This window comes from Mycobacterium venezuelense (assembly GCF_054919535.1).
Map to the genome: position 1 here is coordinate 22,083 of NZ_JBONDW010000009.1, position 19,541 is coordinate 41,623.

At 66.6% G+C, this 19,541-nt stretch carries 23 protein-coding genes and 1 tRNA gene; 8 read left to right on the forward strand and 16 right to left on the reverse strand.

The genetic code is table 11. From position 1 onward, the window contains the following. Position 1: 1 nt before the first annotated feature. From thrC to argS, 4 genes are all read right to left on the reverse strand, one after another. Positions 2-1,096: a threonine synthase gene (gene thrC, locus ACRCUN_RS16285; RefSeq protein WP_462142664.1), complete on the reverse strand. Its 1,095-nt coding sequence runs from the start codon at positions 1,094-1,096 to the stop codon at positions 2-4. Further along, complete coding sequence (locus tag ACRCUN_RS16290) at positions 1,093-2,412, reverse strand: homoserine dehydrogenase (protein WP_462142665.1); 1,320 nt, start codon at positions 2,410-2,412, stop codon at positions 1,093-1,095. The genes thrC and ACRCUN_RS16290 overlap by 4 nt, the downstream gene beginning before the upstream one ends. Then, complete coding sequence (lysA, locus tag ACRCUN_RS16295) at positions 2,409-3,749, reverse strand: diaminopimelate decarboxylase (protein WP_462142907.1); 1,341 nt, start codon at positions 3,747-3,749, stop codon at positions 2,409-2,411. The genes ACRCUN_RS16290 and lysA overlap by 4 nt, the downstream gene beginning before the upstream one ends. Positions 3,750-3,829: 80 nt before the next feature. After that, entirely contained in the window at positions 3,830-5,482 is a 1,653-nt protein-coding gene (gene argS, locus ACRCUN_RS16300; protein WP_462142666.1) for an arginine--tRNA ligase, read from the reverse strand. A 105-nt stretch (positions 5,483-5,587) separates the two neighbouring features. Between argS and ACRCUN_RS16305 the strand changes: the two genes are divergently transcribed. After that, positions 5,588-5,660, forward strand: a tRNA-Arg gene (locus tag ACRCUN_RS16305). A gap of 26 nt (positions 5,661-5,686) precedes the next feature. Here the strand turns inward: ACRCUN_RS16305 and ACRCUN_RS16310 are convergent. From ACRCUN_RS16310 to ACRCUN_RS16325, 4 genes are all read right to left on the reverse strand, one after another. Further along, positions 5,687-6,100: a methyltransferase gene (locus tag ACRCUN_RS16310; RefSeq protein ID WP_462142908.1), complete on the reverse strand. Its 414-nt coding sequence runs from the start codon at positions 6,098-6,100 to the stop codon at positions 5,687-5,689. Further along, positions 6,097-6,342: a hypothetical protein gene (locus ACRCUN_RS16315; RefSeq protein WP_462142667.1), complete on the reverse strand. Its 246-nt coding sequence runs from the start codon at positions 6,340-6,342 to the stop codon at positions 6,097-6,099. The genes ACRCUN_RS16310 and ACRCUN_RS16315 overlap by 4 nt, the downstream gene beginning before the upstream one ends. A 475-nt stretch (positions 6,343-6,817) precedes the next feature. Next, positions 6,818-7,069: a hypothetical protein gene (locus ACRCUN_RS16320; RefSeq protein ID WP_462142668.1), complete on the reverse strand. Its 252-nt coding sequence runs from the start codon at positions 7,067-7,069 to the stop codon at positions 6,818-6,820. Between the two features lie 112 nt (positions 7,070-7,181). Next, complete coding sequence (locus tag ACRCUN_RS16325; RefSeq protein ID WP_462142669.1) at positions 7,182-8,375, reverse strand: hypothetical protein; 1,194 nt, start codon at positions 8,373-8,375, stop codon at positions 7,182-7,184. Between the two features lie 245 nt (positions 8,376-8,620). On the opposite strand from ACRCUN_RS16325, the gene ACRCUN_RS16330 reads away from it, so the two are divergent. Next, positions 8,621-9,844 (forward strand): hypothetical protein, encoded by a 1,224-nt coding sequence (locus ACRCUN_RS16330; RefSeq protein WP_462142670.1) that lies wholly within the window; start codon positions 8,621-8,623, stop codon positions 9,842-9,844. A gap of 8 nt (positions 9,845-9,852) precedes the next feature. Here the strand turns inward: ACRCUN_RS16330 and ACRCUN_RS16335 are convergent, their stop codons facing one another. From ACRCUN_RS16335 to ACRCUN_RS16345, 3 genes are all read right to left on the reverse strand, one after another. Beyond that, entirely contained in the window at positions 9,853-10,074 is a 222-nt protein-coding gene (locus tag ACRCUN_RS16335) for a hypothetical protein (protein ID WP_462142671.1), read from the reverse strand. A 76-nt stretch (positions 10,075-10,150) separates the two neighbouring features. Further along, complete coding sequence (locus ACRCUN_RS16340) at positions 10,151-10,822, reverse strand: DUF899 domain-containing protein (RefSeq protein WP_462142672.1); 672 nt, start codon at positions 10,820-10,822, stop codon at positions 10,151-10,153. 26 nt (positions 10,823-10,848) lie between these two features. After that, positions 10,849-11,730 carry an LLM class flavin-dependent oxidoreductase gene (locus ACRCUN_RS16345; RefSeq protein WP_462142673.1) on the reverse strand — a complete coding sequence of 294 codons (882 nt, stop codon included), beginning with the start codon at positions 11,728-11,730 and terminating at the stop codon, positions 10,849-10,851. Between the two features lie 297 nt (positions 11,731-12,027). Between ACRCUN_RS16345 and ACRCUN_RS16350 the strand changes: the two genes are divergently transcribed. Then, positions 12,028-12,390 carry a hypothetical protein gene (locus ACRCUN_RS16350; protein ID WP_462142674.1) on the forward strand — a complete coding sequence of 121 codons (363 nt, stop codon included), beginning with the start codon at positions 12,028-12,030 and terminating at the stop codon, positions 12,388-12,390. An 83-nt stretch (positions 12,391-12,473) separates the two neighbouring features. After that, on the forward strand, positions 12,474-12,887 hold the full coding sequence (locus ACRCUN_RS16355; RefSeq protein ID WP_462142675.1) for a VOC family protein: 414 nt from the start codon (positions 12,474-12,476) through the stop codon (positions 12,885-12,887). A gap of 3 nt (positions 12,888-12,890) precedes the next feature. Here ACRCUN_RS16355 and ACRCUN_RS16360 read toward each other — a convergent pair whose 3' ends face one another. Further along, positions 12,891-13,313 carry a DoxX family protein gene (locus ACRCUN_RS16360; protein WP_462142676.1) on the reverse strand — a complete coding sequence of 141 codons (423 nt, stop codon included), beginning with the start codon at positions 13,311-13,313 and terminating at the stop codon, positions 12,891-12,893. A 162-nt stretch (positions 13,314-13,475) separates the two neighbouring features. On the opposite strand from ACRCUN_RS16360, the gene ACRCUN_RS16365 reads away from it, so the two are divergent. The 3 genes from ACRCUN_RS16365 to ACRCUN_RS16375 are packed head-to-tail and all read left to right on the forward strand — an operon-like array spanning position 13,476 to position 16,332. Continuing rightward, a complete protein-coding gene (locus tag ACRCUN_RS16365) occupies positions 13,476-14,783 on the forward strand; it encodes a sensor histidine kinase (RefSeq protein ID WP_462142677.1) in 1,308 nt (435 codons plus the stop codon). Continuing rightward, the gene (locus ACRCUN_RS16370; protein WP_067858756.1) at positions 14,771-15,415 is read left to right on the forward strand and encodes a response regulator transcription factor; all 645 of its coding nucleotides are present in this window, start codon (positions 14,771-14,773) and stop codon (positions 15,413-15,415) included. The genes ACRCUN_RS16365 and ACRCUN_RS16370 overlap by 13 nt, the downstream gene beginning before the upstream one ends. Before the next feature lie 32 nt (positions 15,416-15,447). Then, positions 15,448-16,332, forward strand: coding sequence for a DUF4097 family beta strand repeat-containing protein (locus tag ACRCUN_RS16375; RefSeq protein WP_462142678.1), 885 nt, complete (start codon positions 15,448-15,450; stop codon positions 16,330-16,332). Between the two features lie 6 nt (positions 16,333-16,338). On the opposite strand, the gene ACRCUN_RS16380 is transcribed toward ACRCUN_RS16375, so the two are convergent. Together ACRCUN_RS16380 and ACRCUN_RS16385 are read right to left on the reverse strand one after the other, a co-directional pair. After that, positions 16,339-17,355, reverse strand: a complete 1,017-nt coding sequence (locus ACRCUN_RS16380; protein WP_462142679.1) for a nitronate monooxygenase — start codon at positions 17,353-17,355, stop codon at positions 16,339-16,341. Then, on the reverse strand, positions 17,355-17,879 hold the full coding sequence (locus tag ACRCUN_RS16385; protein WP_462142680.1) for a GNAT family N-acetyltransferase: 525 nt from the start codon (positions 17,877-17,879) through the stop codon (positions 17,355-17,357). Before ACRCUN_RS16385 ends, ACRCUN_RS16380 begins: the two co-directional genes overlap by 1 nt. A gap of 55 nt (positions 17,880-17,934) precedes the next feature. Here ACRCUN_RS16385 and ACRCUN_RS16390 point away from each other — a divergent pair, with 55 nt between their 5' ends. Further along, positions 17,935-18,318, forward strand: coding sequence for a VOC family protein (locus ACRCUN_RS16390; protein WP_462142909.1), 384 nt, complete (start codon positions 17,935-17,937; stop codon positions 18,316-18,318). Between the two features lie 12 nt (positions 18,319-18,330). On the opposite strand, the gene ACRCUN_RS16395 is transcribed toward ACRCUN_RS16390, so the two are convergent. Continuing rightward, positions 18,331-18,801 carry an Rrf2 family transcriptional regulator gene (locus ACRCUN_RS16395; protein WP_462142681.1) on the reverse strand — a complete coding sequence of 157 codons (471 nt, stop codon included), beginning with the start codon at positions 18,799-18,801 and terminating at the stop codon, positions 18,331-18,333. A gap of 41 nt (positions 18,802-18,842) precedes the next feature. Continuing rightward, positions 18,843-19,508, reverse strand: a complete 666-nt coding sequence (locus ACRCUN_RS16400) for a pyridoxamine 5'-phosphate oxidase family protein (RefSeq protein ID WP_462142682.1) — start codon at positions 19,506-19,508, stop codon at positions 18,843-18,845. Between the last annotated feature and the right edge of the window lie 33 nt (positions 19,509-19,541).

Genomic DNA, 19,541 nt, shown 5'->3' on the forward strand with positions numbered 1-19,541 from the left:
GCTAGACCAGACCGAGCTTGGCAACGACGGCCACCGGATCGACCGGAACCGGCGTGACGGCGGGCATGCCCTTGAGCGCGGTGTCCGGATCCTTCAGGCCGTTACCGGTGACCGTGCAGACCACGGTGGAGCCGCGCTTGACCCAGCCGTCCTCGACCGACTTGAGCAGGCCCGCGATGCTGGCCGCCGAAGCCGGTTCGACGAACACGCCCTCGGTCCGGGCGACCAGGTGGTAGGCGGCCAAGATCTCCTCGTCGGTGGCCGCCAGGAACTTCCCCTTGGACTGCTGCTGAGCTTCGACGGCCGCACTCCACGAGGCCGGCGATCCGATGCGGATCGCGGTCGCGATGGTCTCGGGCTCCTTGACGGGCTCACCGATCACCAGCGGGGCCGCGCCGGCGGCCTGGGTTCCGAGCATGCGCGGCAGCCGGTCCGAAAGGCCGTCGCGGTGGTACTCGGTGTAGCCCTTCCAGTACGCGGTGATGTTGCCCGCGTTGCCGACCGGCAGCGCATGCACGTCGGGTGCGGTGCCGAGCGCGTCGACGATCTCGAACGCCGCGGTCTTCTGGCCCTCGATGCGATACGGGTTGATCGAGTTCACGAGCGCGACGGTCGGGAAGTCGGCGGTGATCTTGCGCGCCAATTCCAGGCAGTCGTCGAAGTTGCCGTCGACCTGAATGATCTTGGCGCCGTACATGACCGCCTGCGCGAGCTTGCCCATCGCGATCTTGCCCTGCGGGATCAGCACCGCGCAGGTGATCCCGGCACGCGCGGCGTATGCGGCCGCCGATGCCGAGGTGTTTCCGGTCGATGCGCACAGCACGGCCTGCTGCCCGCGGGCCAGCGACTCGGTGACCGCGACCGTCATGCCGCGGTCCTTGAACGAACCGGTGGGGTTGAGCCCCTCGACCTTGAGATGGACGGTGCAGCCGGTCAATTCGCTCAACCGCTCGGCGTGGATGAGCGGCGTGCCACCCTCTTGCAGGGTGATCGGTGTCCAGTCGTCGCCGACCGGCAGCCTGTCTCGGTAGGCCTCGATCAGGCCGGGCCAGGGCTGGTGCACCCGGGCAACTTGGCCGGCCTTTGCTGAACTCATGCGCTCGTTCCTTCCATGCGGAGCACGCTGTTGATGGTCTGCACCACGTCGAGATCTGCCAGCGCCTCGACGGTTTCCGACAGCGCCGCGTCGGTCGCCTCGTGGGTGACCACGACGATGCGCGCGCCGCACGGCTGGCCACCCTCGTCGACCATGCCTTCCTGGCGCACCTCGGAGATGCTGACCTCACGCTTGGCGAATTCGGCTGCCACAGCGGACAGTACGCCCGGTCGATCCGCGACGTTCATGTTGACGTAGTAGCGGGTGGGGATGAAGCCGATCGGCGCGATCGGCAGCTTCGCGTACTTCGACTCCCGCGGGCCCCGGCCGCCCTGCACCCGGTTGCGCGCGGCCATCACGACGTCGCCGAGCACAGCCGACGCGGTCGGAGCGCCGCCGGCACCCTGACCGTAGAACATCAGCCGGCCGGCGGCCTCGGCCTCGACCACGACGGCGTTGAACGCGCCGTTGACCGCGGCCAGCGGGTGCGACAGCGGCACCAGCGCCGGATACACGCGGGCCGAAACCCGTTGCTTGCCTTCGTCGGTGGTGAGCCGCTCGCAGATGGCCAACAACTTGATGGTGCAGCCGAGCGCGCGCGCCGAGACGAAGTCCGCCGCGGTGACCTTGGTGATGCCCTCGCGGTACACGTCGTCGGCGGTCACCCGGGTGTGGAACGCGATCGAGGCCAGAATGGCCGCCTTGGCCGCGGCGTCGTAGCCCTCGACGTCGGCGGTGGGATCGGCCTCGGCGTAGCCGAGCGCGCTGGCGTCGGCCAGTGCCGTCTCGTAATTGGCTCCGGTGCTGTCCATCTCGGACAGGATGTAGTTGGTGGTGCCGTTGACGATGCCGGCCACGCGCAGTACGGAGTCACCGGCCAGCGACTGCGTCAGCGGGCGGATAACCGGGATCGCGCCTGCCACCGCGGCCTCGAAATACAGGTCGACGCGGGCCTTCTCGGCGGCCTGCGCCAACTCACCGGTGGACTGCGCCATCAGGGCCTTGTTTGCGGTGACGACGGACTTGCCCTGCTCGAGCGCGGCCAGGATGGCCTTGCGGGCAGGCTTCACCGGGCCCATCACCTCGACGACGATGTCGACGTCGTCGCGCGACACCAGGCCAGCGATGTCGTCGGTGAGCAGGTCGGGCGACACGCCGCGATCGTCGGAAACCCGGCGCACGCCCACGCCGCGCAGCTCCAGCGGCGCCCCGATGCGCGCGGCCAGGTCGGCGGCGCTCTCGTTGATGATGCGCACCACTTCGCTGCCGACGTTACCCAGGCCCAATACCGCTATGCCGATGGGCTTCTGACTCATTGACCACTCACCTCCAGGCTCAAAAGATCGTCGACGGTCTCCCGTCGCAGTACCAGCCGCGCCTTGCCGTCCTTCACCGCAACCACGGCGGGACGGCACAGCAGGTTGTAACGGCTCGACATCGAGTAGCAGTACGCCCCGGTCGCGGCCACAGCGAGCAGATCGCCCGGCGCGATGTCATCGGACACCCAGGTGTCGCGGACGACGATATCGCCACTCTCACAGTGCTTTCCGACGATGCGCGCGAGCGCGGCCGGTGCATCGCTCACCCGCGAGACCAACCGGGCGTCGTACTCGGCGGCGTAGAGCGAGGTACGGATGTTGTCGCTCATGCCGCCGTCGACGCTCACGTACCGACGGTGCGCGGTCGGGCTCACGGCCACATCTTTGACCGTGCCGACTTCGTAGAGCGTGATGGTCCCCGGCCCGGCGATCGCACGGCCGGGCTCGACGACAAGCTTGGGCGCGGGCAGCCCGACAGCCGCGGATTCGTTGCGGACGATCGCCAGGAGCTTGTCGGCCAAGTCCTTCATCGGCGGCGGGTCGTCGTGCGGAAGATAGGAAATACCCAGTCCCCCACCGAGATCGACGATCGAGATCTGCGCGGTCTTCTCCACGCCGAACTCGGCGACCACGTCGCGCAGCAGACCGATCACCCGGTGCGCGGCCAGTTCGAACCCGGCGACGTCGAAGATCTGCGACCCGATATGGCTGTGCAGGCCGACGAGCCGCAGGTTGTCGGTGGCGAACACCCGGCGCACTGCGTCCATCGCGGCGCCGGTGGCCAATGACAACCCGAACTTCTGGTCTTCGTGCGCGGTGGAGATGAATTCGTGGGTATGGGCCTCAACGCCGACGGTGACGCGCACCAGCACGTCCTGCACGACACCGGCCTGTCCGGCGATCGCGTCGAGGCGTTCGATCTCGATCTCGGAGTCCAGCACCACATGGCCGACGCCCGCCTTGACCGCCATGGTCAGCTCTTCGACGGACTTGTTGTTGCCGTGCACCGTGATTCGCTCCGCCGGGAAGCCCGCGTGCAGCGCGACGGCGAGCTCGCCCCCGGTCGCGACGTCGAGTGCGAGACCTTCTTCGTCCACCCAGCGCGCGATCTCGGAGCACAGGAACGCCTTGGCCGCGTAGTGGACGTACTCGCCGCCGCCGAAGGCCGCCGCGATATCGCGGCAGCGGGACCGGAAGTCGGCCTCGTCGATGACGAACAGCGGCGTGCCGAACTCGGCGGCCAGATCCGTGACCGACACTCCGGCGATCGACACCACGCCGTCGGCACCGCGAACGAGGTTGCGGGGCCAGACATTCGGAGCCAGCAGCAGGATCTCGTCCGGCGTCTGCGGCTTGGCGGGGGTGGCGGTGTGATGGACTTCGTCGGCATGCCGCGGACCGGCGGGGTGCGCGTTCACATCCGCTCCGGAGCGGTGACGCCGAGGATGGCAAGACCGTTGGCGATGACCTGGCGGGTGGCCTGGCACAGCGCCAGCCGCGCCGCGTGCAGATCGCCCGGCTCCTCGTCGCCCTGCGGCAGCACCCGGCAGGAGTCGTAGAACCGGTGGTAGTCGCCGGCCAGATCCTCCAGGTAACGGCACACGCGGTGCGGTTCGCGCAGCGCGGCGGCGGTCTTGAGCACCCGGGAGAACTCGCCCAGGTTGCGGATCAGCGTGCCTTCTTTGTCGTGCGTGAGCAGGTCCAGCTTGTCGGTGCTGGCGACAACGCCCAGATCGGCCGCATTGCGGGCCAGCGCCGAGAGCCGGGCATGTGCGTATTGCACGTAGTAGACCGGGTTTTCGTTGGACGCACTCGACCACAGCGCCAGGTCGATGTCGATCGGGGTGTCCACCGACGAGCGGATCAGCGCGTAGCGTGCAGCGTCCACGCCGATGGCCTCGACCAGGTCGTCGAGCGTGATGACGGTGCCCGCGCGCTTGCTCATCCGGACCGGCTGACCGTCACGGACCAGGTTGACCATCTGCCCGATCAGCACCTCGACGGTGTTCGGGTCGTCGCCGAGCGCTGCCGCGGCGGCCTTGAGCCGCGCGATGTAGCCGTGGTGGTCGGCACCCAGCATGTAGATGCACAGGTCGAAGCCGCGCTGACGCTTGTCCAGGAAATAGGCGAGGTCACCGGCGATGTAGGCCGGGTTGCCGTCGCTCTTGATGACGACGCGGTCCTTGTCGTCGCCGAACTCGGTGGTGCGCAACCAGGTTGCGCCGTCCTTCTCGTAGATGTTGCCGGTCTCGCGCAGCTTGGCTATGGCCTGCTGCACCCGGCCGGACGTGTGCATCGAATCCTCGTGCGTGTACACGTCGAAGTCGGTGCCGAACTCGTGCAGCGACTCCTTGATGTGGGTGAACATCAGGTCGACGCCGATTGCGCGGAACGTCTCGCGCTGCTGCTCGCCGGGCAGGCTCATGGCATCGGGCGCCTTGGCCAGCACCTGCTGTGCGATGTCGACGATGTAGGCCCCGGCGTAGCCGTCCTCGGGGGTCGGTTCGCCCTTCGCCGACGCGATCAGCGAGTTGGTGAACCGGTCGATCTGCGCGCCGTGATCGTTGAAGTAGTACTCACGCGTGACCTCGGCGCCCTGCGTCGCCAGCAGCCGTCCCAGCGCGTCACCCACCGCGGCCCAGCGTGTGCCACCGATGTGAATGGGCCCCGTGGGGTTGGCCGAGACGAATTCGAGGTTGATGTTCTGGTCCTTGAGCACCTCCGACGCGCCGTAGCCCGCCCCCGCGGCCAGCACGTTGGTGACGATCACACCCTGCGCGGACGCCTCGATGCGCAGGTTGACGAAGCCCGGGCCGGCGACCTCGGCCGCGGCGATGCCGTCGGCGGCCGCGAGCGCGGTCGCCAACCAGCCCGCGAGCTCGCGTGGATTGGCCCCGACCTTCTTGGCGACCTGCAGAGCGAGGTTGGTCGCATAGTCGCCGTGCTCCGGGTTGCGGGGGCGCTCGACCGTCACGGTCGCGGGCAACGCGGCCGTGTCCAGGTCATGTTCGGTCAGCACTGCCGCAGCAGTGGCCTTGAGCAGCTCAGCAAGGTCGGCGGGGGTCACGAGGGTCCATCCTATGGTCTGGGGTGCTCACGCCCCGAATCCGTATTCGCCGCCGGATGCGCTACGCTATCCACGCCCAATCGGCGCAGCTGGTTTAACCATCGCGCCCCCGTAGCTCAGGGGATAGAGCGTCTGCCTCCGGAGCAGAAGGCCGCAGGTTCGAATCCTGCCGGGGGCACTCCGCAAAATACCCTCTGACCAGGCTTAAGCCGTCGGCTTGAACCCGTAGACCATCGAGGTCGGCCCCACCAGGTGTGTGACCGTGACGTCGCGGAAGTCGGCATCGCCGAGCCAGCGCACATACTCGTCAGTGCTCGCTTCGAAGCCCTCACGGGTTTCGAGCATGATGTTCAAGCTCGACAAGAGGCCCATCGAGCGGTATCGGCTCTTGTTGTCGACCATGGCGTCGTAGACGAGAAGCGAGCCTCCCGGCGGCAGCGCCGAGTACGCCTTCCTGATGAGCTCGAGCCGAACCGGCGCGACGTACTCGGTGAAGACGGGCCGGCCGCGGCCAGGTCGTAGTTGAGCCCGGTCAGATGCGGATGGGTCAGCGCGACGCGGACCGGCAGCGCGCCCTGCGCTCCGCCGATATCGGCGAACGTGCTGAACCGCCTTCAGGGCAACCGCGCGGCGATCAACGTCGCCTCGGCTGTCGAGATACCGGTCATCCCGGACAGGAAGTGCCTCAGCGCAGCGGGGTCCTGGTAGAGGGTGGCGAAGAACTCGTTGTCGCCGCTCTCTTCCTCGGCGGCGGGGTTCCCGGTGCTCATCAGGTCGCCGAGCCCGGACCAGAGGTCATAGAGACGACTACTGGACAGCTCCATGAGCCCGCCGATGTAGCTGGGCCTGTTGCGATCCACGGAACAGACTTGCCCGCAGCGAGTTCAGGTACCGGCCGTTGCGGTCACACTTGAGCAGCCCGAGCGCGACGAGGCAGTCGAGCATTGGCGGTTGCGGGGCCGGTCGCCAGATCGGTGAAGAGACCGCGAAGACCAGAAACCCATGCCCTCGCGCATGACCTGTTCCGTGCCGGTGACACGGCGTTGACCCCAACCGACCAGGCGGTTCCGAAACGCCCGCATCATGAGCACCTCGCGCCGAATGGCACTGTGGTTCAACATGCTTGGAACGCTAATCGGCGAAAGCGTTAGTCACCTTGGGATCTGAGCGCGCACGGACGAATCTGCCTGTGAGAAACTGTCAGCCGTCGCCCAAAGCCTTGTCTACCAAGGCTTTTCGGGCGATGGGAACCGACGTACACGAGCCGTGAACGGTCACTGTAGGAGTGCTTACACCACGGCTGTTGAACCATCCCGGCCGCTGGACCGTGCAGCGCTAGTGCGGTACCGCGAACCCCTCTGGCGTCGTAAACGTGAACGGCGGCTTGGCCACCGACGTTTCCGGCTCGGTCGCGGGAGTGGATTGCGTCACCGTCGCTCCCGTCTCCATCGGCGCCTGACTCCAATTCTGCGTTCCCGCAGGTGACTGGCTCATCAGCACTCCCAGCACCGCCAGAGCCCCTGCCGCCGTCAGACCGATACCGGCCGACACTGTCTTGAACTGCCTGCGATTCTTGTTCGAATCCACCTCTGACCACCTCACTCGGCCTCGGGCAGACCGCCCGGATAGACGGCCCTGAGGTGTGAAATCAACTACGCCCCCGCAATATTCCGCCGGCGGGCAAAAATGTTGTCAGCGCCTATGCCGCCTCGTCCAGCACCGCCGTGACGACCGGCTTTGGTGCGGACCTGATCCGTGGCCGCAGCAACACCAACGCCCCGCACCGAACCTCGGCCACTGGCTCCATCGCCACGAATCGGGCGATGCCATGCACCTGCACGGCAACCCGCGCCTTGGCCTGCCGGTACCCGAGCCGCACGCCACCAGCCGTCAGCACCAACAACCCGGCGAGGCCAGGTAGGGCTGCGATGGCCAATGCCATCAACGTTGGGGACTCCAGCAGTTTGCGGGTGATGTCGCCGATGAACGACGAGACCCGCGACAGCACTGACTCGCCCGGTTCGGGCGGTGCGGGGGCCGCGGGCAACTTGCTTTCCAGAGGAAGCCCGGCCTCCGGCTGAGCCACGCCGGCCGAAACGGCGTCCAGCGGGGATACGCCTGGCGCCGGTTCGGCGAACTTCGCCTCCAACGCCGCCTGAACCGATGGCGGTAGCGCGACACCGATTTGCGCCAGGCTGTCCACCACGGGTTCGACTCCGGCGATCGCGAACAACATCACAAGATCATGTTGGAGCTGTAGGAGGGGTACGACGACCACCTCGGCGAGCAGGTACGTCACTGCCGCCATGACATGGGCAACCGGTGCGACCACCGCCTGCAGGCCCAGCAGGGCCAGATACGGCACGGCCATCACGTACGCGGCAGCGGGCACGGTCCCGGGTGGCGGTGCAGTCGGCGTGTTGTCGGGCGGCACGGCGGTGGTGCCCTGGGATTGTGTTTGAACAGCCGGTGCTGACCCCGAACCGTCCGCCTCGGTGGTCTCAGGCGTGGCCTCGGTGGTCGGGTCGGAATCCGAAGCGGCCGATTCCGCGTCCGCATCGGCGATGACAGACCCCTCATCCGTCGCGCTGGCTGTCGCCGAAGGTTGTTCGGCTGCCGACGTTTCGGTGGAGCCGCCATCTTCTGCGAGCGGCGGGTCACCAGGGTTACGGCCGGAACCGACCGTGCTGTCGACGCCTTCGACAGCGTTTCGCTCCGCAGCGGCAGCGCTGTCCTCGGCGCTGCCGGCGGCGGTTGGCTCGGGCGACGCTGCGGTGGTATCGATTGTCGACGACGTCAATTCGGGTGAGCCACCGGCGGTTTCATCGGCGCTCGCGGTGACACCACCGTCAATAGTTGGTTCTGCGAACGCGATCGCCGGTGTGCCGACCATGACTCCAACCGCGAGCACACAAGTACACGCAACGACCCGGATGTGCGACGGACTCATGACCGCTACCCCATCGCTTGACGCACTTCGAATTTCGCCAAGTGTGTCACCACACAGGTTCGTGAGTAGACAGCTTTTCGCAAATTGCGTGTCGCGCGTTTTCCTACGCAAGAATCGGCGCTCGATTCTGCCCTTTCGTCCATTGTGGCCGCCCTGCGCAATTCGTAGGTTCGGCCTATCCATCTCGCATGAGGGGGCGAGATCGCATGTTCGACCGAATTGCGCGGGATGCCAGACGCCGCGCCGGCACACCACGTCGCGCAGCGACGGCCGGCGTCGACGCGAGAACGGCTGGCGGAGTCCTCGGCCTGCAGCGCCTGGCAGGCAATCGCGCCACCACGGACCTGCTACATGTGCAACGCGAACCAGTGATCGAGGTCGAGGGCGTCCTCGACCCACAGCAGGTCACCGGCGCGATCTTCTACTACAAGCAAAAACCCAAGCGCTACACCAAGGCGGTGATCAACCAGATCCAAGCCGCGGTCGGCACTCCGCCGAAGGATGAGATGGACGCCGCCGACGTGCAGGCCGTCGCCGAATGGCAGCGGACGAAGGGCAGCGAATTCGAGCCACACCTGAAGGTCGACGGTATGGCGGGCCCCCGCACATTGCCGCGCATGTTCCAAGGGGGCCTAGGGGTCAGCGCCCGCATCACCGTCTACGTCGGTGAGATGAAGTCCGTCCTGGACAGGTGGGACGAACTCAAGACACCCGAGGCACGACGCCTGGCGTTGAAAACCGAGATCAACAAGCACCTCGGTGAGGTCGGAGTGCCCGCCGTCGAACTCACTACGGGCGAAGGCAATCAGTTCGACAGCACGACGTGGACGATCTTCATCAAACCGTCGGCCTTCAAAGAGCTGCCGAGTGATCCGGAACACCGTGACCGCCACACCACCGCCCTCACGTCGACGCTCTATCACGAAGCGCGGCACGCCGAGCAGGCGTTCCGCATCGCGTCGATGCTCGCCGGGCGTGGCCTGAACGAAGGCCAGATCTATTGGCAGACCAGCACCAAGAAGGACGTCATCAAAGAAGCGCTCAAGCCGGAGAACCAGCTCAAGCCCGGCACCATGGAAGCCGCGATCGCGGAGGGCTGGTACGACTCCCAGAACGGCACCGACTCCCCCAAGACACACCGGGTATATGCCGAAATAAACGCAGCAGCAAAGGCTCTCGAAGCCGCGGAAGCAGCGAAGGAGGCCAATCCCACGCCGGAGAACCAGCGGAGACACGAGGCGGCCGTCGAACGCTTCAAGGCCGCCGAGGCGGCCTACTACGACCTGCCGCAGGAAAACGATGCCTTCCGCATCAGCGACGAAATCGTCATGAAATTCGAGGCGCTGAAGAAAGCGAGCAAGTCACCCGTGCCTACCGCGCAGCCGTTCTGCGTGGTAGGCCGGTCCTGTTGACGATGCCGCTACTTGAACCACTTGCCGGGCTTGTCCCAGTGCCCTGGCGGCGGGACGAACGGCAACTGGCCGATATGGCCCGGTGACGGCACGAAGTGTCCTGGCGATGGCACGGGCTCCCACCACCATGGGTCATCGGCGTTGGCCTGACCTGCACCGATACCGACGGCAGCGAAGCCGAGCGCACCGACGGTGGCGGCTGTCGTAGCGATCTTCTTCACGAAATTCATCTCTTGCTCCTCATCAGCCGAATTACGGCCTCTGACTATCTATCGTTCCACTTCTCGCGAATGTTAAACAGCCAGGTCAGTAGGAATCGTGTAGCCGCATCCACTCGTAGGGCGGCTGTTGTGGCCAGCCCTTCGGCGAGTCTTCCCAGGTCTCCTGTCGCCCGTAGGGCGTGAGATCCAGCAGGTCGAAGACCACCATGAACGGCTCCTCACCGCGGCCGTAGGTCGACCAGGTGTGAAACACGCGTTCGCCGTCACGCAGGAACACGCTGATGGCGTGACGTTCCTCACCGTCGACCGTCGCGCGAAAATCCTCGTTGAACGTCGTCGCCCCGGAAGACACCCATGGCAGCGCCCAGCCCATGCGGTCGCGAAATGCCAGCAGCTTGCCCATGGGCGCCCGGGACACCAGCACGAATGACGTGTCCTTGGCGTACAGGTGGGACAGCGGGCCGATGTGGTCGGCCATCATCGAACAGCCGTCGCAGCCCTGATCCCAGTCGGCACCGAACATGAAGTGCTGCACGATCAATTGACGGCGCCCGTCGAAAAGATCGAGTAACGAGAGCGGCCCGCTCTCGGTGTCGAACACGTAGTTCTCGGTGATCTCGACCATCGGCAGGCGCCGTCGCGCCGCGCTGACCGCATCCTTCATGCGTGTCAGTTCCTTTTCGCGGACAAGGAGTTTCGCACGTTGCTCCTCCCACTCGGCGCGGGAGACGATGGGGGGAAGCGGTGTGGCGGCCATGTTCTCAGCCTGCCATCGCACCCCCGTCAGGCGAAGATCTTTACGACGTCGGCCACCCGGCGCAGCTGGTCGATGTTGGAGCTCGTCGGAATGAGCTGCACCTCGTCGGTGCCGATGTCCTCGAACTTGCCGAGCACTTCGACCAATTCGTCCTCACTGCCGGCCCAGCCGGTCGTGGGAGCCATCGCGTCGACGTAGTCGGCGGGGATCCAGTTCATGTACCGACGCAGATGCCGGTGCACCTGCGCCCTGGCCTCGTCGGGTTCGCCGAGCGCGAACCAGAACGACGTGGCCAGGTGCGGCTTCGGTTTCCCGGCCTGCGCCCACGCGGCCCGCGCGATGTCGAACAACTCGGCCTGCTTGTCCAAGTCCAGGTCCAAGGTCGTCCCCGCGACGCCGTCCGCCCACGCGGCGGCGTCACGCACGGTCTTGGGTCCGATGGTGCCGATATGCAGCGGCGGTCCGCCGGTCTGCACGGGCGGGGGACCCACCGGCAGCGTCGAGTCAGTGATTTTTTCACCCGCCCACACGCGCTTCATCACCGCCACCCGATCGGCCAGACCCTGTCGGGTCTGCGTGGCCGGGTCTGCCCCAACCGCCCGGTAGTCCTCTTCGCGGCCGCCGATTCCGATACCGACCGTCAGCCGACCGCCGCTGAGCAGATCCCCCGTGGCCAGCCCTTTGGCGAGCATCACCGGGTCGTGCAGTTGCGGTACGACGACGGTGGTCACCAACCGGACCCGATCGGTCCAGGCCGCCAGCGCCCCGAGCAGGGTCAGGCTGTCGGGGTTGTCGAACGCGATCCGCTCACCCCAGCACAAGGACGAAAACGGGCCTCCATCGATGACGTGCGCCCACGCGCGCAAAGTCGCGGCGTCCAGCTGTGGCTCCATTACCGGCATCGTCATCCCAACCCGCACGAAGTGATTCTGACATGGGCCGCGGAAGGCGAAGTTTGGCAAAATCTCGCCGGAGTAAGCGGCAGACCGGGTGACGGCGTGACCGACGCGCCCCGACGCGACGTGCCCAACCGTGACGAACGCACTGGCCATGGGCAAATCCACACCCGCGAATCTCCCAGGTGACCGCAGCGTGTTTCTCTTGCCGCGCGGCAGGAAAAGACGCGTAGTGAAAACTTCAGCAAACTGTGGCGAATAGGTATACAGTCCATCTCAAATCAGCTTTTCACCCGAGGGACACAGATCATGAACAAACTCATCGTGGGGGTTTTGGCCGCCGGGGCATTCGGGGGCGCGATCGCGCTCGCCGCGCCGGCTTCCGCCGCACCCAACTGCGACAGCGTCATCGACAAAATCAACAGCGAGGAGGGCTACGAGCCGACCTCCACCGAGGCCTGGACCTGCGCGGTGCCGATCCAGGCCAACGCCTGGCAGACGTTCCCCGGCCAGCTCCGGGAAAACTGGACCAGCTTCCCCGGCGAACTCAGGGACAACTGGGTCAACTACCCCGACAAGCTCCGCGAGGGCTGGACCAGCTTCCCCGACAAGCTCAGGGACGGCTGGACCCCCGGTGACGAAGGCGCGGAGGCCGCCGACGCGGCGGAGTAGCGCAACCTTTCCCCTCATCAGTGGTGATCCGCGCTCGCGGGTCACCACTGATGCGTTCGGGAGCACGATGGCAGCATGAACGGATGGCGATTGCAACGTCCTCCATCGCGCACGTCCGGCTCACGGTCAGCGATATCGAACGGTCGCGACAGTTCTACGAGAGCGTGTTCGACTGGCCGGTCCTCCTCGAGCTCCCGGAGAACGCGAGCGCGACAATCCGGGAACGGTTGAGCTTTTTGTTCGGTGGCGTGATCTACGACCTCGGCGGCACGTTGATCGGCCTGCGACCGGTCGCCGAGGATCGCTTCGATGAGGACCGAGCTGGCTTGGACCACTTGGCTTTCCGAGTCGCGAGCGTAGCCGAGCTCAACGACGCCGCGCGCCATCTGGACGATCTGGGCATCGCGCACGAACCGGTCAAGGACATCGGCCCGTCCTACATCCTCGAGTTCCGCGATCCCGACAACATCGCGCTCGAGCTGACTGCGCCGAAATGAGATTCAGCGTCGCAACCCGAAAATTCTGAGCAGTTCGGGGCGACGCAGGAGCAGCCCGATCCACATCAAGGTGCCGAGATACACCGCGAACAGCGTATGGCTGAACAACGGAGCCTCGACACGCATGTTCGCCGTGACAGCACCGCCGAGGTAGGCCGTGAGGCCCAGCGCACCGAGCACTGCGGTCCGCGGGACCGCGTACACGACGACGCAGACCGCGAGGACGATGCCCATCGCCAGTGCCTGCTCGACCGGGAACCCGAGCGATTCCGTCCCGGCTTCGACCTGTTCGGGCAGGGTGAGTTTGCCGACCGCGTCGAATACCAGAAACGCGCCGACGAGCACGCTGATCCCGATTCCGATTCGACGGCTCAGCGACGTGCCTTCGCTGATCTTCTTTGTCTGTGGTGCGGTCAGAACGGTCATGGTGTCCTCCTGGCGGGCGAGATGAGCTGACGGATGGGTAGACCGGTGGGCCGGCGGAAACTCATCGGCGCGGTCACGTGGAAGGCAAGGGGTGGTTATCCCCCAGCCGGTTCGCGGGAAAACGCTGTGTCGCCGGACGCCTCGACTTCGTAGGTTGAAGGCATGGTCGCAATCAGCGAAACCGGCCCACCGGCCGCTCCCGCCCCTGCCGTGCCCCTCGCGAAGCCCCGCAACATCGGCGTCGTACCGACGGCCTCGCTGATCACGGGAGCCGCCCTGGCGCTGGTGTGGTTCTGGATTCCGTTGTCCATCTTGATCGTCGGGCTGTCATCGATTCCATCGGTGATCGGATTCCTGCTTGCCGCAGTCGTCTTCATCTACCTCATGCGCGGAGTCGAGTGGGTCGAGCGGGCCCGCAGCGAGGCGGTCTTCGGCTTGGGCATCGGCGTTCCGCCGCGCCGGCTGTCGCACTACACCGGTTTGCAACGCTGGGCCCATCAGCAGTGGCTGGACATCAGCAGTGCGCGATTCTGGAAAGGAGTCGCCCACCACTATCTGCGGATGCTCTACGACATGCTGGCCGCCGGTATCGCGTTCGGGCTATTGCTGTTCGCGTTCGTGGGGCCGGCCGCGGCCACCGCGATCCGCCAGAGTGACGGCGACGCTGGCCTGATATTCGTCTCGCCGCCCATAGCCTGGCTGCTGGCGATCGTCGCCGTCGCGGCTGCCGCGGCCATCCTGGTGTTCGCGCCCGCCCTTGACGCCGCAATCGACCGGTGGCTGCTGTCCCCCTCCCCGACGGCGGCCCTGCAGTACCAGGTCAGTGCACTGGCCGACGCGCGACAAGGTGCGGTGTCCTCGGCGCAGACCGAACGCCACCGTATCGAGCGCGATCTGCACGACAGCGTGCAACCTCGGCTCGTCTCCCTGGCGATGACGATCGGGCTGGCACAGACCAAGTTGGACTCCGATCTGCCCGCCGCGAAGGCACTGATCGCAGAGGCGCACGACGACGCCAAGAGCGCGCTCGTCGAGCTACGAAACGTGGTGCGCGGCATCGCCCCGACCATCCTCGCCGACCGCGGATTGGACGCGGCGTTGTCGTCGGTGGTGCAGCGCGCCGAAACTTCGGGAGTGCCAACGACATTGCATGTCGATCTGCCACGAAGGCTGCCGGACGAGGTGGAGTCGGTCGCCTATTTCGTGGTGGCCGAGGCCCTGACCAACATCGCCAAGCACGCCGAGGCCACCCAGGCCGTGGTGACCGTCCGGCTCGATGATGCCGCCAACGTGCTGCACGTGTCGGTGTTCGACGACGGTAGAGGCGGCGCGGTGATCGATGCGGGCGAGAACGCCACCGGCCTGCGCGGTTTGGAAGAACGGGTCCGCGCCGCAGGCGGATCGTTCGCAGTGTCGAGTCCGGTGACCGGGCCGACGATCGTCACGGCGGTGCTGCCATGCGCGTCGTAATCGCCGAGGACTCCGCGCTGTTGCGGGCAGGCATCGAGCGCATCCTCGCCGACGCCGGTCATGAGGTGGTCGCCGGAGTTCCCGACGCCACCAACCTGCTGCGGCTCGTCAACGAGCACCGTCCCGACCTGGCCATCCTCGACGTCCGGATGCCGCCGACGTTCACCGACGAGGGCATCCGGGCCGCGGCCCTGCTACGCAGCCAGAACCCTGAATCGCCTGTCCTGGTGCTCTCGCACTACGTGGAGGAGCGTTACGCAGCCGACCTGATCGCTTCGGACACCAAGGGATTCGGTTATCTCCTGAAGGATCGGGTCGCGGATGTGCCTGCTTTTCTCGACGCGGTCGAGGTGGTGGGCGGCGGCGGAACCGTGCTCGATCCCGAGGTGGTGTCACAGATCTTGGTTCGTTCCCACCGACGCAGCGCACTGGATCAGCTGACCCCGCGCGAACAAGACGTCCTGCAATTGATGGCCGAGGGCAAGACCAACTCGGCGATTGCCACGGCACTGCACATCTCGGTCGGCTCGGCCGAGAAACACATCGCGTCCATTTTCACGAAGTTGGATCTCGCCCCCGACGAGAGCGAGAACCGCCGCGTCCTGGCGGTACTGCGTTACCTCGAGACGTAGCCGAAATCTCCATTCCCGGAAGGACTTCCATCGTGACTACCATCACCACCCCGCCGCCGGTCGCCCCGCCGCCCCAACTGACGCCGGGCGGGCGCACCGCGTTCCGGCTGGTTCTGATCGCTGCGGCCGCGCTTCTGCTCGTCGGCACGCTGGCCGGCCTCGGGGTCGCGGCCTGGGGCGTCAGTACCGTGCGCGTCGTCACCGATCACCAGGCCCTGCCGGCCACCATGCGCACGCTGGTGATCGACACCGCTCAGGTTCCCGTCGCGATCCGGATCACCGCCGATCGCGAAACCCGCGATGCCAAAGCCGACCTGCGGCTCGTCAACACCACGCACAGCGGCGAGCACCGGCTCGCGGTGAGCTCCGACGGCGGCGAAGCCCGCATCGCCATCTCCGGTAGTCCGTCTCCCATGCTGGAATGGGCCCGCGGCGGTGAGATCGTCATCTCGCTGCCGCCCGAACAGGCACGCAGGCTGACGGTGCGCACCGAACAGGAGATCGGCGCGGTCTTCGCGCAAGCCGACGTGGACCAGCTGATCGCCCGCACCACAAACGGCGCGATCGTCCTCAGCGGCGCGGCCCGGCGTATCGAAACCCACACCGTCAACGGCGAAATCGTCTCCCGCGATCCCATCGCGGTCACCGAGGAGTTCAGCGCCACGACATCCGATGGCGATATCACCGTCGACTTCCGCGATGCCGCACCCCGCACCGTCAATGCGATCACCCGCGACGGCACTGTCGTGATCGGCCTGCCGAAGCCCGGTCCGTACTTCGTGCGAGCGCAGTCCGGGTCCTCGACCAAGGTGCGGGTGCCCGAAACCACCAATCCCGACAACGCTGTTGGGGAGGTGACCGCACGATCCGACAACGGTGAGGTCGTGGTGGAGGAAGTGGGACTCGAACGCGGCTAGGTCAGCTCAGGTGAGTGCGCCGATGATGTCCTTGACCGAACCCGTGCCGATGTTGCGCCACCCGGTACCCGCCCACACGTTGGTGGCCTGCGGATCACCGGCGGCCACCGACGCCTTGCGTACCGGACTCGTCAGATAGTGGATCTCAGGGTAGCCGAACGGCGCCTGAGCCTCGTGCTCGATGACGAACCGGTTGCGCAGGCCGCGGGCATAACGTCCGGAGAATGCCCGCGTCACAACGGTTTCGGTGAAATCCCGGCTCTGCAACGCGGCACGGTGCACAGGACTGCTGCCTGCCTCGTCGGCCAGCAGGAACGCGGTGCCGAGTTGCGCTGCCACCGCACCGGCGGCCAGGACGCCCGCGACGTCGGCTGCGGTCACCAGCCCACCCGCCGCCGCGACCGGGACGTCGACTGCGGCCAGCACCTCGGCCAGAAGCTGATCCAGCGGCTGCGTCGCGGGTGCCGCGGCCGGGTCGAATGTGCCGCGGTGACCGCCCGCCGCGGGCCCCTGCACGGCGAGCGCGTCGATGCCACAATCCACCGCCATCCGGGCCTCGTCCAGCGTCGTCACGGTGCCCACCGTGGTGATCCCGGCATCGCGCAGCCGCGCGATCTCTTCGGCCGTCGGCAATCCGAACGTGAACGACACCACCTCGGGCCGCAGGTCTCCGACCACGCCGAGTTTCGCCGACCAGGCATCGTCGTCGTAGCGCGGCTCGCCGAGCGCTACCCCGTACCGGTCCGACTCACCGTCCAGCGCCCGCGCGTAGGCCTCGATCCCATCCGCGGTGCCTGCACTGGGCTGGGGCGCAAAGAGATTCACGCCCAACGGCTCTGATGTCAGCGCGCGCGCTGCGGTGATCCGGTCGGCGAGTGCGTCGGCAGAGAGATAGCCGGCCGCGATGAATCCGAGCCCACCCGCGTTGCTGCCCGCGGCCGCCAATTCGGGGGTCGACGGCCCACCGGCCATCGGTGCCACGATCACCGGCCGCGCCAGACCTCGTAGGTCGAATCCGCTCATCACCGCACCGCCTTTCCGAACAGGAGCACATCCTGGGGCTCCTCGCCGATATTGGGAAACACTGCGTAGCGCGCGAGCCTTCCTTCGAGTGACAAACCGCACCGTCGCAGCACACCCGCCGAGCCCGCATTGTCGACATGACAGTAGGCCGACACCCGGTACACCGACGGGTCACGGCTCGCCTCGTCGAACACCATCGACACTGCCTCTGACATCAAACCCTGCCGCCAATGCGACCGTGCCAGGCAATAGCCGAGCTCTACCGCGTGCGGCTGCACGCGTCGGCTGCCGCACAGGCCGACAACCTCACCGTCCAGCTCGATCAGCCACGTCCGTTCATCGCCGACATTGAACAGCGACGTGATGACCCGCCGCGTCTCTGCCACGTCAGGATGCGGGCGCCACGACAGATAGCGGGTCACCTCGGGATCGGAGGCGATACGGGCGAACAGTGCTTCGGCATCATCGATGACCGGTGCCCGCAGCCGCACGCGTGGACCGGTCAGGGTTTCGGCTGTCGGCATGGCCCTCATCCTGCACCTTGCCGACCGCGACGAGCCAAGGGTTTACTGGCTACATATGGCAATCACCTTCAACCACACCATCGTCGCCGCCAAGGATCGGCAGGAGTCAGCGGTTTTCTTCACCGAGTTGTTCGGGCTGCCCAGCCCGCGCGAATTCGGCCCGTTTCTCGCGGTGACGCTCAACCACGGCGTCACCCTCGATTACGCGCAGGCCTCACCCGGCGAGGAGATCCGCCCTCAGCACTACGCGTTTCTCGTGTCCGAGGACGAGTTCGACGCGATTTACGGCAGGGTCCGCGACTGGGGCTTGCAGCACTGGGCCGATCCGCGCGGTGCGCGCCCCGGCGAGATCAACCACAACGACGGCGGACGTGGTGTCTACTTCCAAGACCCGTCGGGCCACTACCTGGAGATCATCACCCGGCCGTACGGCGGCTGAGTACGTCGGCCACTAACCGTGCCCGCGCTGCTCTTCCTGATTGAGGTAGGCGCCCGCCAGTTTCGCCACGTGGGACGGCAATTTGCCGCACGCCACGTCGGCCAGGCTCGTCTCCTCCAGCACCGAACGCATACTGGCCCGCAGGGCCCGCCACACATCGGTCAACGCGGCGGTCGGGCCCGAATACGGCAGGTCGCCCAGGCCGATGTCGCGCACACTCGCAAGCGGCCCGTCGATGCAGCGCAGCACGTCGGCAATGCTGATCTCAGCGGCCGAGCGAGCCAACTCGTATCCCCCGTCTCGGCCCCGGTGGCTGCGAACGAGCCGGTCGGTGCGCAGGTCGGAGAGTATGTCGACGAGGAACTGCGACGGTATGCCCTGCGCCTTGGCCAGATCGTCGGTTTTTACGAGATCACCTTCGCCGACGGCGGCCAATTGGACCATGGCTCGGACGGCATACTCCGCCTTCGCCGACATCCGCATAGGCCCGATTCTGCCAGCCGGACCATGCGGACAGTCCAGCGCTACCGCGACGGCGTGTTCCGCAGCGGCCCGGTCATGGCGTGCACCGACGCTGGCACCGGTGTGCCCGGCGCGACGTCCGGCGCGGTCTCGGGTTGTCCGTACTGCACCGTCAACGGCACCACACCGGCCCATGCGCCCGCCGCGATGTCCTCGTCCGGGTCTTCGGGCCAGCCGTCGCTGACCTTGAGCGACCAGTTGTCGGCACCGATCGGCAGGCGCATCGCCATCGTGGCAGCGAGCTCTTTGCGGGTGCTGGACCGCAGTTCGGCGACGCGCCCGGGGATGAATGAGTCGGTAAGGGTTTCGAGGTACCCGACCTTGTCGTCGTCGGAGATGCGCTCGAACGTCCCGAACAGCACGGCACTGCGGTAGTGGAACGACGATTCGAAGCTGCTGCGCGCCACCACCACACCGTCGAGCGCGGTCACCGAAACCGCGGCCGGTGCACCTCCTGCGAGCGCCCGCAGCCACGGCGAGCCGGTGGATCCGTGGATCACCAATTCGTCTCGGATGCGCGCGAATCCGGTCGGAAACGCGATCGGGTGACCGTCGCGGACGAGTGCGATGGTCGCCAGTGGCGTGCTGTCGAGCAGTTCGTCCAGCTGGCTTCGCGACGTGCTCTGCTTCTCGTCGAGGCGAGTGATGCGCGTGGAGGGCTGCGTCATGGGGTGCTCCGCATGGCGCGATTCTGCCAGCCG